The 14,961-nt window shown below is 53.5% G+C and carries 13 protein-coding genes and 1 riboswitch; all 13 genes read left to right on the top strand.

The window, feature by feature from the left end:
- The first annotated feature begins 254 nt into the window (after nt 1-254).
- Nucleotides 255-356, top strand: a riboswitch (purine riboswitch).
- 195 nt (nt 357-551) lie between these two features.
- The 13 genes from purE (at nt 552) to purD (ending at nt 14,634) form a co-directional block, all read left to right on the top strand.
- The gene (gene purE / locus ACETK5_RS27320; RefSeq protein ID WP_009592351.1) at nt 552-1,037 is read left to right on the top strand and encodes a 5-(carboxyamino)imidazole ribonucleotide mutase; all 486 of its coding nucleotides are present in this window, start codon (nt 552-554) and stop codon (nt 1,035-1,037) included.
- A complete protein-coding gene (gene purK / locus ACETK5_RS27315) occupies nt 1,034-2,221 on the top strand; it encodes a 5-(carboxyamino)imidazole ribonucleotide synthase (protein ID WP_326116259.1) in 1,188 nt (395 codons plus the stop codon). Before purE ends, purK begins: the two co-directional genes overlap by 4 nt.
- Nucleotides 2,222-2,224: 3 nt before the next feature.
- Nucleotides 2,225-3,520 carry an adenylosuccinate lyase gene (purB, locus tag ACETK5_RS27310; protein ID WP_100540295.1) on the top strand — a complete coding sequence of 432 codons (1,296 nt, stop codon included), beginning with the start codon at nt 2,225-2,227 and terminating at the stop codon, nt 3,518-3,520.
- A 299-nt stretch (nt 3,521-3,819) separates the two neighbouring features.
- Entirely contained in the window at nt 3,820-4,710 is an 891-nt protein-coding gene (locus ACETK5_RS27305) for a phosphoribosylaminoimidazolesuccinocarboxamide synthase (RefSeq protein ID WP_394059047.1), read from the top strand.
- A 49-nt stretch (nt 4,711-4,759) separates the two neighbouring features.
- Nucleotides 4,760-5,005 carry a phosphoribosylformylglycinamidine synthase subunit PurS gene (gene purS / locus ACETK5_RS27300; RefSeq protein ID WP_012819094.1) on the top strand — a complete coding sequence of 82 codons (246 nt, stop codon included), beginning with the start codon at nt 4,760-4,762 and terminating at the stop codon, nt 5,003-5,005.
- Between the two features lie 4 nt (nt 5,006-5,009).
- Nucleotides 5,010-5,699 (top strand): phosphoribosylformylglycinamidine synthase subunit PurQ, encoded by a 690-nt coding sequence (gene purQ, locus ACETK5_RS27295; protein WP_100540297.1) that lies wholly within the window; start codon nt 5,010-5,012, stop codon nt 5,697-5,699.
- Nucleotides 5,677-7,920, top strand: a complete 2,244-nt coding sequence (purL, locus tag ACETK5_RS27290) for a phosphoribosylformylglycinamidine synthase subunit PurL (protein ID WP_394059044.1) — start codon at nt 5,677-5,679, stop codon at nt 7,918-7,920. The genes purQ and purL overlap by 23 nt, the downstream gene beginning before the upstream one ends.
- On the top strand, nt 7,905-9,383 hold the full coding sequence (gene purF, locus ACETK5_RS27285; RefSeq protein ID WP_394059042.1) for an amidophosphoribosyltransferase: 1,479 nt from the start codon (nt 7,905-7,907) through the stop codon (nt 9,381-9,383). The genes purL and purF overlap by 16 nt, the downstream gene beginning before the upstream one ends.
- Nucleotides 9,384-9,429: 46 nt before the next feature.
- Nucleotides 9,430-9,735, top strand: a complete 306-nt coding sequence (locus ACETK5_RS27280; protein ID WP_394059040.1) for a hypothetical protein — start codon at nt 9,430-9,432, stop codon at nt 9,733-9,735.
- Between the two features lie 59 nt (nt 9,736-9,794).
- Entirely contained in the window at nt 9,795-10,835 is a 1,041-nt protein-coding gene (purM, locus tag ACETK5_RS27275) for a phosphoribosylformylglycinamidine cyclo-ligase (RefSeq protein ID WP_394059038.1), read from the top strand.
- Nucleotides 10,835-11,443, top strand: a complete 609-nt coding sequence (gene purN, locus ACETK5_RS27270; protein ID WP_100540301.1) for a phosphoribosylglycinamide formyltransferase — start codon at nt 10,835-10,837, stop codon at nt 11,441-11,443. Before purM ends, purN begins: the two co-directional genes overlap by 1 nt.
- Before the next feature lie 155 nt (nt 11,444-11,598).
- Nucleotides 11,599-13,146 (top strand): bifunctional phosphoribosylaminoimidazolecarboxamide formyltransferase/IMP cyclohydrolase, encoded by a 1,548-nt coding sequence (purH, locus tag ACETK5_RS27265; protein WP_127590030.1) that lies wholly within the window; start codon nt 11,599-11,601, stop codon nt 13,144-13,146.
- A 219-nt stretch (nt 13,147-13,365) separates the two neighbouring features.
- Nucleotides 13,366-14,634 carry a phosphoribosylamine--glycine ligase gene (purD, locus tag ACETK5_RS27260; protein ID WP_394059035.1) on the top strand — a complete coding sequence of 423 codons (1,269 nt, stop codon included), beginning with the start codon at nt 13,366-13,368 and terminating at the stop codon, nt 14,632-14,634.
- Nucleotides 14,635-14,961 lie beyond the last annotated feature (327 nt).

The raw sequence follows: 14,961 nt of genomic DNA, 5'->3' as shown, positions 1-14,961 counted from the left end.
GGAATCACGATGCGTCAGCGCAGCGGCCGCCAATGCTCCACCTATGTATTGCTTACGGCTTTTCGTGTCCGACCGTAGCCCACGCCTTTTATAAAGCCCGCAAACTTCAGGAAGTTTTTGCTGCTGCATGCTTACTCCCTAGATACGAACATTATTTTTTGTGTAAATCCGATTGTTCGTGTTTAGGTTGACATTAGGTGTCAGAAATTGATAAACTGAGGATGTTAAGGTTCAAAATAACTTATGAAGCGTGATTGATGAAATTTAATATTTCTCGTATAAAGCCGGGGATATGGCCCGGAAGTCTCTACCCGGAAACCGTAAATTTTCGGACTACGAGGGAATACAAACGGTGCGGCTACGACGGGGCTTGGTTTCAGGGTTGCCTCTTTGGCGGCGGATGCGCAAGACTCTTCTGCTTGACGCAGGCAGCAGCGTTCGTAATCCTTGTATGTCCGAGACCTGCACAGACTTTGTGTTTACGGGATCGGACTTTTTTTTCAGCAGTTAACCATACGATTGTCGAATTTCGAAGAAAGCGGGGGTAACTCATGACAGCACAAGTAGGAGTCATTATGGGAAGCCAATCAGATTGGGATACGATGTCCCATGCATGCCAGGTGCTAGACGAGCTTGAAATTCCTTATGAGAAAAAAGTCGTATCCGCTCACCGGACGCCGGACCTGATGTTCCGTTATGCCGAGGAGGCGGAAGGCCGGGGGCTTCGCGTCATTATCGCCGGAGCCGGCGGAGCCGCTCACTTGCCCGGAATGGTCGCTTCGAAGACGGTATTGCCGGTCATTGGCGTTCCGGTTAAATCGAAAGCGCTGAAGGGGCTGGATTCATTGCTGTCGATCGTACAGATGCCAGGGGGCATTCCCGTAGCAACCGTAGCGATCGGCAAGGCGGGAGCCACGAACGCCGGATTGCTCGCAGCCCAGATTTTGGGCACTTCGGATGCCGGGATTCGGGAAAGAGTGCAAGCGCGCCGTGACCGTATCCGGGATGAAGTGCTGGAAAGCAGCGATAACCTATGATGAAGAACGGAGCACAGCAGACGAAGGTCTCTGGCAAAAAGCTACTGCCTGGTTCCGTCATTGGCGTACTTGGCGGCGGCCAGCTCGGACGAATGATCGCGCTGGACGGGATCCGGATGGGATATTCGTTTGTCACCCTCGATCCGACGCCGAACTCCCCGCTTGGCCAGATGGCCGAGCAGGTTACAGCCCGTTATGACGATGTGGAGGCTGCCCGGCAGCTCGCGGCGAAAGCCGATGTCATTACGTACGAATTTGAAAATGTCGATGCAGGCGTGGCCCAGCTTCTGGAGGAGCAGTCTTATGTTCCGCAAGGAAGCAAGCTGCTGTACACCACACAGCATCGCTTGCGCGAGAAGGCCGCGATCGAAGCGGCCGGTGTACCGGTTGCGCCGTATCGTGAAATAACAAGCTTGGAAGATTTACGGTCCGCCGCCTCTGAACTTGGACTTCCGTGCGTGCTTAAGACCGCCATGGGAGGTTATGATGGTAAAGGGCAAGCCGTTCTCCGCAGCGAAGACGAGCTGGAATCAGCCTACAAAGAGCTGGCCGCCAGCGGGACAGAGCTGGTATTGGAGAAGTTTGTAAAGTTCGCGTGCGAGATCTCCGTAATCGCGGCGCGTACGCCCAGCGGCATCGTGAAGAGCTTCCCTCCGGCAGAGAATGTGCATGTCAACAATATTTTGCACTTGTCGATTGTACCTGCTCGTGTGACGAGCGAAGTAAAGCGCAAAGCATGTCAGCTCGCAGAACGCGTGGCTGAAGGCTTGGGAGCCGTTGGCCTGCTGGCTGTCGAGATGTTTGTGACCGAGGACGGGGAGCTGTTCGTGAACGAGCTTGCCCCTCGTCCGCATAACTCGGGTCACTATACGATGGAAGCATGCTCAACCTCCCAATTCGAGCAGCATGTGAGAGCGATATGCGATCTGCCGCTCGGGGACACAACGCTGCTGAGCCCGGTCGTCATGGTGAACCTCCTGGGGCAGCATTTGGAGGAAGCAGTACGGCGTTTTGGAGAGCACGACGCGCTTGCAGAATCTCTCGGCGTTGTGCCTAAGCTTCATCTATACGGCAAGAGCGAATCGAAGGTCAACCGCAAGATGGGACATATCAACCTCTTGTGCGGGGATGTCGATGCAGCGCTCGAATGGGTAGAGAAAATGAATATTTGGAGGCAGGATTAAACGATGATTGAACGTTACAGCAGACCGGAAATGCGGGCGATTTGGACCGAGGAGAACAAATTCAGAGCATGGCTGGAAGTGGAATTGTGCGCATGCGAAGCATGGGCGGATCTCGGCGTCATTCCGAAGGAAGATACCGTTAAGCTTCGCCAGAATGCGACCTTTAATATGGATCGGATTTATGAAATCGAGCAGGAAACCCGCCATGATGTCATCGCTTTTACCCGGGCGGTATCGGAAAGCCTTGGCGAGGAGCGCAAATGGGTCCACTACGGCTTGACTTCGACGGATGTGGTGGACACCGCGATGGGATATTTGCTCAAGCAAGCCAACGATATTCTGGAGCAGGACATCCTGCGCTTTATCGGTATTTTGAAAGAGAAGGCACTGGCCTACAAGCATACCCCGATGATGGGCAGAACGCATGGCGTACATGCAGAGCCGACAACCTTCGGTTTGAAAATGGCGCTGTGGCATGAAGAAATGATCCGCAACCTGGAGCGTTTCCGCCACGCGGCTGACGGCGTGCAGTACGGCAAAATCTCGGGTGCTGTCGGCACGTACGCCAATATTGATCCTTCGGTAGAAGAATTCGTCTGCCGCAAGCTTGGCACGAAACCGGCGCCAATCTCGACCCAGACGCTGCAGCGTGACCGGCATGCGGAATACATGGCAACCCTTGCGCTCATCGCTACTTCGCTTGAGAAGTTCGCTACCGAAGTCCGCGCGCTCCAGAAGAGTGAGGTTCGCGAGGTGGAAGAGGCATTCGCCAAAGGACAAAAGGGTTCCTCCGCGATGCCGCATAAACGGAATCCGATCGGTTCGGAGAACATCTCGGGCCTTGCGCGCGTCATTCGCGGTCACATGGTTTCCGCTTACGAGAACGTGTCGCTCTGGCATGAGCGGGATATTTCCCACTCCTCGGTAGAACGTATCATCCTGCCGGACGCTACGATGCTGCTGAACTATATGTTGAACCGCTTTGGCAACATCGTGAAGAACCTGACGGTCTTCCCGGAGAACATGAAGCGCAACATGGCTCGCACATACGGCGTTCCTTTCTCTGGCCGCATCCTGACGAAGCTGATCGACAAGGGCTTCAGCCGCGAGCAAGCGTACGACACCGTTCAGCCCCGCGCCATGCAGGCATGGGAAGAGCAGCGTCAATTCCGCGAGATCGTGGAATCCACGCCTGAGATCACCGAGGTGCTCAGCGCCGAGGAGATCGAAGATGCATTTAATCCAAGCTGGCATCTGAAGCATGTGGATACGATTTTTGCCAAGCTGGGACTGGAGTAGTTAAGAAATTTGAATTAGGGCCTGAAGGCTCTATGAACTTGAGAATCACTACAACGGAGAAGGCGGAATTGTTTTGGAGAAGCGCCAGCGGTCCCCTTTGCCCTCGGATTTAAACATAATCACTAAAAATTCATAATAAATCTGGGGGCAACAGGGATCGGAAAAACAATCCGCATTCGTAGTGATGAATAAGCTGAAGACTTTTAACATGATACTGAGCATTCTATTTTTCATCCGATAGAAATACAGGGAGCGACAGTCTCAAGCCGAGCCATACGTCGTCCCAAGGGGAGGAACACATGACATTACCGGCATTATCGACCGCCACGCATCTGGTCAACGTACCGCTGCTGTACAAGGGCAAGGTTCGCGAACTATACGACCTGGGCGAGCATGTACTCATTGTAGTAACCGACCGCATTTCCGCTTTTGACTATGTGCTGGAGCCGCCTGTACCAGCCAAAGGAACCGTTCTGAACAAGCTGAGCGCCTTCTGGTTTGAACAAACGGAACAGCTTATCAGCAATCATGTCGTGCATACGGACGTGAACCTCCTGGGCGATGCCGTCAAGGACAAGGAGCTGCTGGATGGACGAATCATGGTGTGCCGCAAGGCCGAGCGCATCGATATCGAATGCGTGGTTCGCGGATACATTACCGGTGGGGGCTGGAGGCAGTATCAGTCCTCGGGAGAGGTCAACGGCATTAAACTGCCGGAGGGCCTGCGCAAGAATGAGGCATTTCCGGAGCCGATCTTCACGCCGGCTGCCAAGAACGATGTCGGTCATGACGAGGACATTTCGCTCTCCCGCATGAAGGAGCTTGTCGGCGAGGAGCTGGCGCTGCAGCTGCAGGACAAAAGCCTGATGCTGTACAAGTTTGCCCGCGATTACTGCAGCGAGCACGGCATTATTTTGGCCGACTGCAAGTTTGAGTTCGGATTGATCGATGGAGAGATCATTTTGATCGATGAGATTTTCACGCCGGATTCCTCCCGTTTCTGGGATGAGAAGAATTATGCGCTCGACATTGAGATTGACAGTATGGATAAGGAGCCTGTGCGCACGTATCTCGCTTCGTCCGATTGGGATAAGAACAGTGAGCCGGATCCCCTGCCGCCAGCCGTGGTGGAGGAGACGACGCGCCGCTACACCGATATTTACAGCCGAATCACGGGTGCAAGCCTGTAAGCTTTTATAAACCATTTCATTCATATATACCGAGGAGGAACAGGATACAATGTTGAAAGCAAAGGTCTACGTCACGATTAAGCAGAGCGTATTGGACCCTCAAGGGGTAGCGGTGCAGGGTGCGCTTCATTCGATTGGGTACAAGGAAGTGGAAAGTCTGCGGATCGGTAAATATATGGAACTTGAGCTGGGTACGGACAACCGTGAGGAAGCCGAGCTGCGAGTGAAAGAAATGTGCGAGAAGCTTCTGGCGAATACGGTGGTTGAGAACTACCGTTATGAATTGGAGGGCTAAACCAATGAGATTTGCAGTGCTGGTCTTTCCTGGCTCCAATTGTGATATTGACTGTTATAAGGCGGTAGAAGAGACGATCGGTCAGCCGGTGGATTATGTATGGCATACGGCAACGGATCTTTCCCCATACGACTGCATTTTGGTTCCGGGCGGATTCTCCTATGGAGATTATCTCCGGTGTGGTGCGATTTCCCGATTCGCCCCGGTTATGAGCGAAGTGGCGAAAGCGGCAGAAGAGGGCAAGTATATTCTTGGCATCTGCAACGGATTTCAGATTTTGACGGAGGCCGGACTCCTTCCGGGAGCTCTGCGCCGCAACGATTCGATGAAATTCCGCTGCCATGACACGGTGCTCAAAGTGAACAATAATACAACGCCGTTTACCCGCGACTATGCGGAGGGACAAGAGATTGTCATTCCGATCGCGCATGGCGAAGGCAACTATTACTGTGACGAAGAAACGCTTCAAAAGCTCCGGGACAACCGGCAAATCGTATTTACGTATCAGAACAATCCGAACGGCTCGATCGAGGATATCGCGGGCATCTGCAACGAGCGGGGCAACGTGATCGGCATGATGCCGCATCCGGAGCGCGCGGTGAGCAGCCTGCTCGGCTCGGATGACGGTAAAGCAATGTTTACATCCATATTACAGGCATGGAGGGATACTCATGGCGCAGCAAACGTCCGTTAAGGAACCGACGGCAGAACAGATCGCAGAGCATCAGATTTACAAGCAGATGGGAGTTTCGGACAGCGAGTACGAGCTGATCTGTTCCTTCATGGGACGCAAGCCGAATTATACGGAAATCGGCGTATTCAGTGTCATGTGGTCCGAGCATTGCGCCTACAAAAATTCCAAGCCGCTGCTTCGTCGTTTCCCGACAAGCGGCCCCCGCGTCCTGATGGGACCGGGCGAGGGTGCGGGGATCGTCGATATCGGCGACAACCAGGCGGTTGTATTCAAAATCGAAAGTCATAACCATCCGTCCGCTGTAGAGCCTTATCAAGGTGCAGCCACGGGCGTTGGCGGCATTATCCGCGATATTTTTTCCATGGGGGCAAGACCGGTAGCGATTCTGAACTCGCTTCGCTTCGGCAAGCTGGAGAGCGATCGCGTTAAATATTTGTTTGAACACGTGGTATCCGGCATAGCCGGCTACGGAAACTGCATCGGAATCCCGACGGTAGGCGGCGAGGTGGTATTCGACGAAAGCTATGAAGGCAATCCGCTGGTCAATGCAATGTGCGTCGGCGTTATCGACCATGATAAAATTCAGCGCGGCGTTGCAAAAGGGGTAGGCAATCCGGTCTTTTATGTCGGGCCTCCAACTGGCCGAGATGGCATCCACGGGGCGACCTTCGCTTCCGTAGAGCTGACGGAGGAATCCGAAGCGAACCGTACGGCCGTTCAGGTCGGCGATCCGTTCATGGAGAAACTCGTGATGGAATCCTGCCTTGAGCTGATTGATTCCGGCATCGTGCTGGGCATTCAGGATATGGGCGCGGCTGGTTTGACTTGCTCCAGTGCGGAAATGGCAAGTAAAGCAGGCAATGGTCTTGAGCTGTACCTGGACCAAGTGCCTCAGCGCGAAGAGGGCATGACGCCTTATGAAATGATGCTGTCGGAGTCCCAGGAACGGATGCTGTTCGTGGTTGAGCCGAAGCATGAAGCGCAAGCACGTGAAATCTTCGAACGCTGGGGCGTCATCTGCGCCAAAGTCGGCAAAGTGACGGATGATGGCCGCCTGAAGCTGATCCACCACGGTGAGGTGGTAGGCGACATGCCGGTTAAAGCGCTCGTCGACGAATGCCCGATCTATAACAAACCATCCCAAGAACCGGCTTATTACCAAGAGCAGGCTGCGGTGGATACGCTCCGTTATGAAGAAGTGAAGGATTTGGGCGGTGCTCTTAAGAAGGTGCTCGGTTCGCCGAGTCTTGCAAGCAAAGCATGGGTATACAACCAATATGATTATATGGTTCGCACCAGCACGGCCGTTCGTCCGGGTTCGGATGCTGCCGTCGTAACGGTGCATGGAACGCGCAAAGCGCTCGCGATGACAACGGACTGTAACGGACGTTACGTCTATCTCGACCCTGAGCTTGGCGGCAGAATCGCGGTCAGCGAAGCAGCGCGCAACATCGTGTGCTCCGGTGCCGAGCCGCTGGCGATTACGGATAACCTGAACTTCGGAAGCCCGGAGAAGCCGGAAATTTTCTGGCAGATGGAAAAAGCCGTGGACGGCATGGCGGAAGCTTGTCGTGTGCTTGAAACTCCGGTTATCGGCGGAAATGTCAGCCTCTATAACGAGAATGCCAAAGGCGCGATTTATCCGACGCCGGTTGTCGGCATGGTTGGCCTGATCCATGATACGGATCATATTACAACGCAGGGCTTCAAGGCGGAAGGCGATGCCATCTATGTGCTGGGCGATACCCGTCCCGAACTGGGAGGCAGCGAGTTCCAAGCGATGATTCACGGGGTGTCGGAAGGCAGACCGCCGGAGCTCAACCTGGATACCGAGAAGAAATTGCTCGGCGGCGTACTGAAGGCTATCCAATCCGGTCTGGTACAATCCGCGCATGACGTGTCGGAGGGCGGACTTGCAGCCGCACTGGCAGAGAGCTGCATCAGCGGCAACGTTGGGGCGAGCGTGCAGTGGTCAACCGATCTGCGCAGCGACGTAGCGCTCTTTAGCGAGAGCCAGTCCCGGATCGTGCTGTCGGTGTCCCCTGATCATAAGAACGCGCTGGAGAAGCTTCTGCAAGAAACAGGCGTTCCATTTACCGCGCTTGGCGTAGTCGGCGGAAACAAGCTTAGCATTAACATTAACGGTGCTTCTGCGCTGGAAGAATCCGTGGAGGCTTTGAAATCCGTCTGGGAGGATGCCATTCCATGTCTCATGAACTGATACCCGAAGGACTGTGGACAGGGGATTACTACAATGAGGGAACAGGTCAGAGCGATATTTTCGATACATTAAAAGAAGAGTGCGGCGTATTCGGGGTGTTTGGGCATCCCGATGCCGCCTCCCTTTCCTATTACGGGCTTCACGCCCTCCAGCACCGCGGCGAGGAAAGCGCAGGAATCTGCGTCGCCGATGGCGAGAATTTCAATTATCACCGCGGGATGGGACTTGTAAAAGAAGTGTTTGATAAAGACAAGCTGGAATCGCTGCAGGGCAGCATGTCGATCGGGCATGTCCGTTATTCGACCAGCGGGGACAGCAGACTGACAAATGCGCAGCCGCTTGTCTTTAAATATCGCGAGGGCAATCTGGCGATCGCTACGAACGGCAACATCGTGAATGAGCCGAAGCTTCGACGCGAGCTGGAGATGGCGGGCTCCATATTCCAGACGACCAGCGATACGGAGGTCATTGCGCATTTGATCGCGCGTTCGCCGAAGGATTTTGTCGAGGCTGCCAAGGATGCCTTGCAGCGTCTGGTGGGCGGGTTTGCTTTTCTGCTCATGACCAATGACAAGCTGCTCGTCGCCTCGGATCCGAACGGACTCCGTCCGCTCACGATGGGTCGACTGGGCGATGCGTATATCTTCACTTCGGAGACCTGCGCGCTTGAAGTCATCGGGGCGGAAGCGATTCGCGACGTCGCTCCCGGGGAGCTGCTGATCCTTGATCGGAACGGGCTTCGGGAAGAACGGTATACGGAAGCGGGACGCAAAGCGCTGTGCGCGATGGAATATATTTATTTCTCCCGTCCGGACAGCGATCTGAACGGCTCCAACCTGCATTCGGCCCGCAAACGGATGGGCAGCAAGATGGCCCTGGAATCGTTCGTGGATGCGGATGTCGTTACGGGCGTACCGGATTCCAGCATCTCGGCCGCGATCGGTTATGCCGAGCAAACGGGCATTCCTTATGAGCTGGGATTAATCAAGAATAAATATACGGGCCGGACGTTCATTCAGCCGAGCCAGGAGCTGCGCGAGCAGGGCGTGAAGATGAAGCTGAGCGCGGTACGGCGCGTCGTCGAAGGCAAACGGGTGGTCATGATCGATGACTCCATCGTACGGGGAACCACGTCCCGCCGGATCGTCAATTTGCTTCGCGAAGCGGGTGCTACCGAAGTTCATGTGCGGATTACGTCGCCGCCGTTCAAAAACCCTTGCTTCTACGGCATCGACACGCCGGACCGCAGGGAGCTGATCGCCTCCGAGAAAAGCGTCGAGGAAATCTGCCGGGAAATCAACGCGGATTCCTTATCGTTCCTGAGCCCGGAGGGACTTATTTCCGCTATTGGCGGTTATGATGAGCAGAGCCCTAAAGGCGGGTTGTGCATGGCATGCTTTGATAATGATTACCCGACGCAGATTGATTTTAACGGGGAAGAGAAGATGGGCTGCAGCTGCTGATTCTGCAGTGGACAGCCATTTTTTCTAGGTTTTATCCTTTAAGTGCGTGTTCAAAAAGGTCGGTTTTCAGCACCGAGAAGGTTGGATGAAGAAAGGGACTGAGGAGCGGAGCGTACGTCTGGTACGTGAGCACCAGAAGGCCTGGCTGAATTCAAGATTCGATGCTGAGTGGCTTCCTGATTCACTTCGTGTTAGATATAGAATTTATTCGTTATCAGCAGAGCTGATGAAATTCTATATCGCAAGAAAACCTACCTTTGAATCGCGGTCGCTCATCCTTGATTGGCCTCGATTGGTTTTCTTATCAAAAGAGAGCTTTTTGAACAACCTCTTTAAGCTGATTATTGATTAAGCCCATAAATGATATGTGAATGGATACTTTCGTCATAACGAAAAAGGAGTGTTGTGCGCGTGTCGGATACTTACAAACAAGCAGGCGTGGATATCGCTGCAGGCAACGAAGCGGTAGAGCGGATGAAAAAGCATGTCAAAACGACTTTCAGACCGGAAGTCATGACCGACCTCGGGGGTTTTGGCGCACTGTTTAAGCTGAATAAAGACCAATACGAAGAGCCGGTACTCGTCTCAGGCACGGATGGCGTCGGCACAAAGCTGAAGCTCGCATTTGCGATGGACCAACACGATACCATCGGCATCGATGCGGTAGCGATGTGCGTCAACGATATTGTGGTGCAAGGCGCAGAACCGCTCTTTTTTCTCGACTATTTAGCGTGCGACAAGGTCATTCCATCCAAAATCGAATCCATTGTCAAAGGGATCGCAGACGGATGCAACCAAGCAGGCTGTTCCCTGATCGGCGGAGAGACGGCGGAAATGCCGGGTATGTACAGCGAAGGCGAGTATGACATCGCGGGCTTTACCGTAGGGATTGTCGACAAAAGCAAAATGATCAACGGGTCGAATATCGCGGCAGGGGACACGGTGATTGGTCTAGCATCCAGCGGCGTGCACAGCAATGGCTTCTCGCTTGTCCGCAAGCTGCTTCTGGAGGACGCCGGCTACTCCCTTCAGCAAGAGCTTCCGGAACTGGGCGGACGTCTTGGTGACGTGCTGCTCGCTCCGACCAAAATTTATGTGAAGCCGCTGCTCGGACTGTTGAAAGAGATCGAAGTAAAGGGCATGGCGCATATTACGGGCGGCGGATTCATCGAGAATATTCCGCGTATGCTGCCGGATGGCGTCAATGTCGACATCGAATACGGTGCTTGGCCGATCCTGCCGATCTTTAAGCTGATGCAGGAAAAAGGCCGCATTTCGAACAAGGATATGTTTACGACATTTAATATGGGAATCGGCATGGTGCTTGTCGTCAAGGAACAGGATGCAGACGGAGCGCTTCAATACCTCCGCTCCGCAGGCGAAGAGGCTTATGTGATCGGCCGCGTGACGGAAGGCGAGCGCATCGTAACCTTCACGGGAGCTAAGGTGTAATGAGATCGTTTCGGATTGCGGTTTTCGCTTCCGGCAGGGGCAGCAACTTTCAGGCTTTGGCAGACGCGCAGCACAGGGGAGCCTTGGGCGGTGAGATCAGTATTCTGGTATGCGACAAGCCGCAGGCTCCCGTCGTAGAGCTGGCTAAAGCGGCGAATGTGGATGTATTCGCGTTTCAGCCGAAGGAATATGCCTCGAAGGAAGATTACGAACGGGAGATTGCTACGGAGCTTCAGCAGCGCGGTGTCGAATTGATTGTTCTTGCAGGATATATGCGGCTGCTGAGCCCTTCCTTTGTCGAGTTCTATAGCGGCCGGATTATCAACATTCATCCTTCGCTATTGCCTGCTTTTCCAGGTAAAGACGCGATTGGCCAAGCGCTGGACTATGGGGTGAAGATGACCGGTGTCACCGTTCATTTCGTGGATGGTGGCATGGATACCGGACCCGTTATTGCTCAGAAGGCGGTAGAGATCAAGGAAGGCGATACGGCGGAAGTGCTGGCACAGCGTATTCACGCGGTGGAGCAGAAGTTATACTCTGAAGTCGTTTCCTGGTTCGCTCAGGGCCGGATTTCGTTGAACGGGCGGAATGTGACGATTGCGTAAATGGCTTTTGTAATAAAAGCGGACAAGGTCTTACAGTGAATCGACATGTTCGATATTTCTCGGGAAATAATTTGCAATTATGGATCTTCGACAGCATCTACGGAATCAAGACAGGCTTACTTAGTTGATTTTCATTCAAAATAGGGGGTATGAACGTGGGTATCAAAAGAGCTTTGGTCAGCGTTTCGGATAAAACCGGCATCGTGGAATTTTGCCGCGAGTTGTCTTCATTGGGTGTAGAGATCATTTCGACAGGGGGAACCAAGAACCTCCTCGCCAAAGAAGGAGTTCCTGTCATCGGTATTTCCGATGTGACCGGATTCCCGGAGATTCTGGACGGACGTGTCAAAACCCTTCATCCAGCTGTGCACAGCGGCTTGCTTGCCATTCGCGACAGTGAAGAGCATCAGCGTCAGATGCAGGAGCTGGGCCTCGATTACATCGATATGGTCGTGGTGAACCTGTACCCATTCCAGGAAACGATCGCGAAGCCGGATGTCGAGTATGAAGATGCAATCGAAAATATCGACATTGGCGGTCCAACGATGCTGCGTTCGGCTGCGAAAAACCATGCTTTTGTGAGCGTGGTTGTCGATGCTGCGGATTATGGCAGCGTGATTGAGGAGATCCGGGGCGGCGGCGACACGACCTTGGAAACCCGTAAACGTCTTGCAGCCAAGGTATTCCGTCATACGGCGGCCTACGATACGTTGATTTCCGACTATTTGTCGAATGTGACAGGGAATCCGCTTCCTGAGCGCTTTAGCGTAACCTACGAGAAAATTCAGGACCTTCGTTACGGTGAGAATCCGCATCAAAAGGCGGCATTTTACCGTAAACCGCTGGCACCAGCGGGTACCTTGACGACAGCGGAGCAGCTGCACGGCAAAGAGCTCTCTTACAACAATATCAATGACGCGAATGCGGCATTGCAGATCGTGAAGGAGTTTGACGAGCCGACCGTGGTGGCGGTGAAGCATATGAACCCTTGCGGCGTCGGCATCGGGACGAATGTGTTGGAAGCTTATCAAAAAGCTTACAATGCGGATCCGACATCCATCTTCGGCGGCATCGTGGCGGCGAACCGGACGATTGACGCGCCGACGGCAGATCTGCTGAAGGATATCTTCCTTGAAATTATCCTGGCACCTGACTTCACGCCTGAGGCGCTGGAGATTCTGACGAAGAAGAAGAACATCCGTCTTCTGAAGATGGGCGAGTTCGGCTCGGCCAAGGAGCGCCAAAGCACGCTTGCCGTGACAACCATCGAGGGCGGCATGATTGTACAAGAAAGCGATGTGCATTCCCTGGATGTCGCAGACCTGCAAGTTGCAACGGATCGTAAACCTACGGAAGCCGAGCTGAAGCAGCTCCTCTTCGGCTGGAAGGTAGTCAAGCACGTGAAGTCGAACGCAATCGTATTGGCAGCGGACGACATGACCGTTGGCGTTGGCGCAGGGCAGATGAACCGTGTCGGTTCCGCGCGCATTGCGGTGGAGCAGGCGGGGGAGAAAGCCAAAGGCGCCGTTCTCGCTTCCGATGCGTTCTTCCCGATGGGAGATACCGTGGAGCTTGCGGCGAAAGCCGGCATTACGGCCATCATTCAACCGGGCGGCTCCATTAAGGATGAGGAATCCATCAAGGCAGCCAACGAATACGGGATCGCCATGGTCTTTACCGGCGTGAGACATTTCAAGCACTAATTCATGCGTTTAAAAAGGGGGCTTCGCTGCAGCCTTCAGGCTGCAGCTGAAGGATCACCTTTCATTCAGCAGCATATAGAGGCGACGCCGCTCTTTCGAGCGCGCCGCCTTTAAGTTTAAGGGGGCAAGAAGGTGAAGGCGACCTCACGCTTTGCCCTGTAAATCATTCATGTTATGAAATTTTATCGGTGAATTTGAAATGAAGCGGGAGGGAAAACCATGGATATTTTGGTTATCGGAGGCGGCGGAAGAGAGCATGCCATCGTATGGGCATTGGCGAAGAGCCCGAAAGCGGATAAGATTTACTGCGCACCCGGCAACGCCGGCATCGGACAGCTGGCCGAGTGCGTGCCGATTGCGGTATCAGAGTTTGATAAGCTGGCGGTATTCGCCGTGGAGAAGCAAGTGGGACTCATCGTCGTCGGTCCGGATGATCCGCTGGCTGACGGCATTGTGGATGCATTTGACGCTACAGGCATCCCGGTATTCGGTCCGCGTAAAAATGCAGCCGAAATCGAGGGCAGCAAAACCTTTATGAAGGATTTGCTCCATAAATACGATATTCCGACGGCAGCTTACGCGAAGTTCGACGATTACGAGGAGGCGCTTGCTTACTTGCGCCAGCAAGGTGCGCCGATCGTCGTGAAAGCAGACGGGCTCGCAGCCGGCAAGGGCGTTACCGTTGCACGGACGATCGAGGAAGCCGAGCAGGCCCTCAGCGATATTATGCAATCGAAGGTGTTTGGCGATGCCGGAAGCCGGGTGGTCATCGAGGAGTTCCTGGAAGGCCAGGAAATGTCGATTTTGGCCTTTGTGGATGGTGAAACCGTGAAGCCGATGTCGGCGGCACAGGATCATAAACCGGCTTATGATGGAGATCAGGGACCGAATACGGGAGGAATGGGAACTTATTCGCCATTGCCTCATATTCAGTCATCCATCATTGAAGAGGCGATTGAGACGATCATCAAGCCTACGGCCAAAGCGATGGTAGCCGAAGGGCGTCCGTTCCGGGGCGTTCTGTTTGCCGGATTGATGATCACGCCGGACGGCAAACCGAAGACGATCGAATTCAACGCCAGATTCGGCGATCCGGAAACGCAGGTCGTATTGCCGCGTCTGAAGACCGATCTGCTTGACGTTTTCCTTGCAGCCGTAAATGGAAATCTGGCTGATCTTGAGCTGGAGTGGAGTAACGAAGCAGCTGTATGCGTCATTCTGGCTTCCGGCGGTTATCCTGCATCGTATCCGAAAGGAATTGCGATCACTGGGCTGGACAACGAGCAGGACGGGACGATTGTATTTCATGCGGGCACTTCTCGCGATGCCGATGGAACGTGGAGAACGAATGGGGGACGTGTCCTGGGCGTTGTCGGTTTAGGGGCTGATATTGCTTCAGCACGTGCGAAAGCCTATGAACGGGCAGAAGCGATTGCATTTGAAGGGAAGTTTAACCGGACGGATATTGCGCTCAAGGCGCTGCAATAAGCAAGCTTCATTCGCTAACATCCATGCAAAAAAATGGAGGGACTGCCGCCGATCTGTATTCAAAGATCATGAGCGGTAGTCCTTTCTTGCTGTTATCGGAAATGCATAAAGGGAGTAAAGCTAAGATTTAAGTTCGCCTCCTGGTAGGTCGGGCTTAATCATTTCTAATTCACATTATTGTGCAAACGTTTGTTCAACAAGCAACCATTTATTATGCATTCTTGTCTCAAATAACGTGTGAAATGACTGAATTGCACAGCATATGCACAACTATTTTTATGATAACTTACGAAATAGAGTGAATAGTGAAGGTAATAAGAGATTATA

The organism is Paenibacillus ilasis (genome assembly GCF_043195395.1).
GTDB classification, from domain to species: Bacteria; Bacillota; Bacilli; order Paenibacillales; family Paenibacillaceae; genus Paenibacillus_AQ; species Paenibacillus_AQ lautus.
The sequence above is the reverse complement of the archived record's forward strand: the minus strand, read 5'-3'. Positions and strand labels throughout refer to the sequence as shown.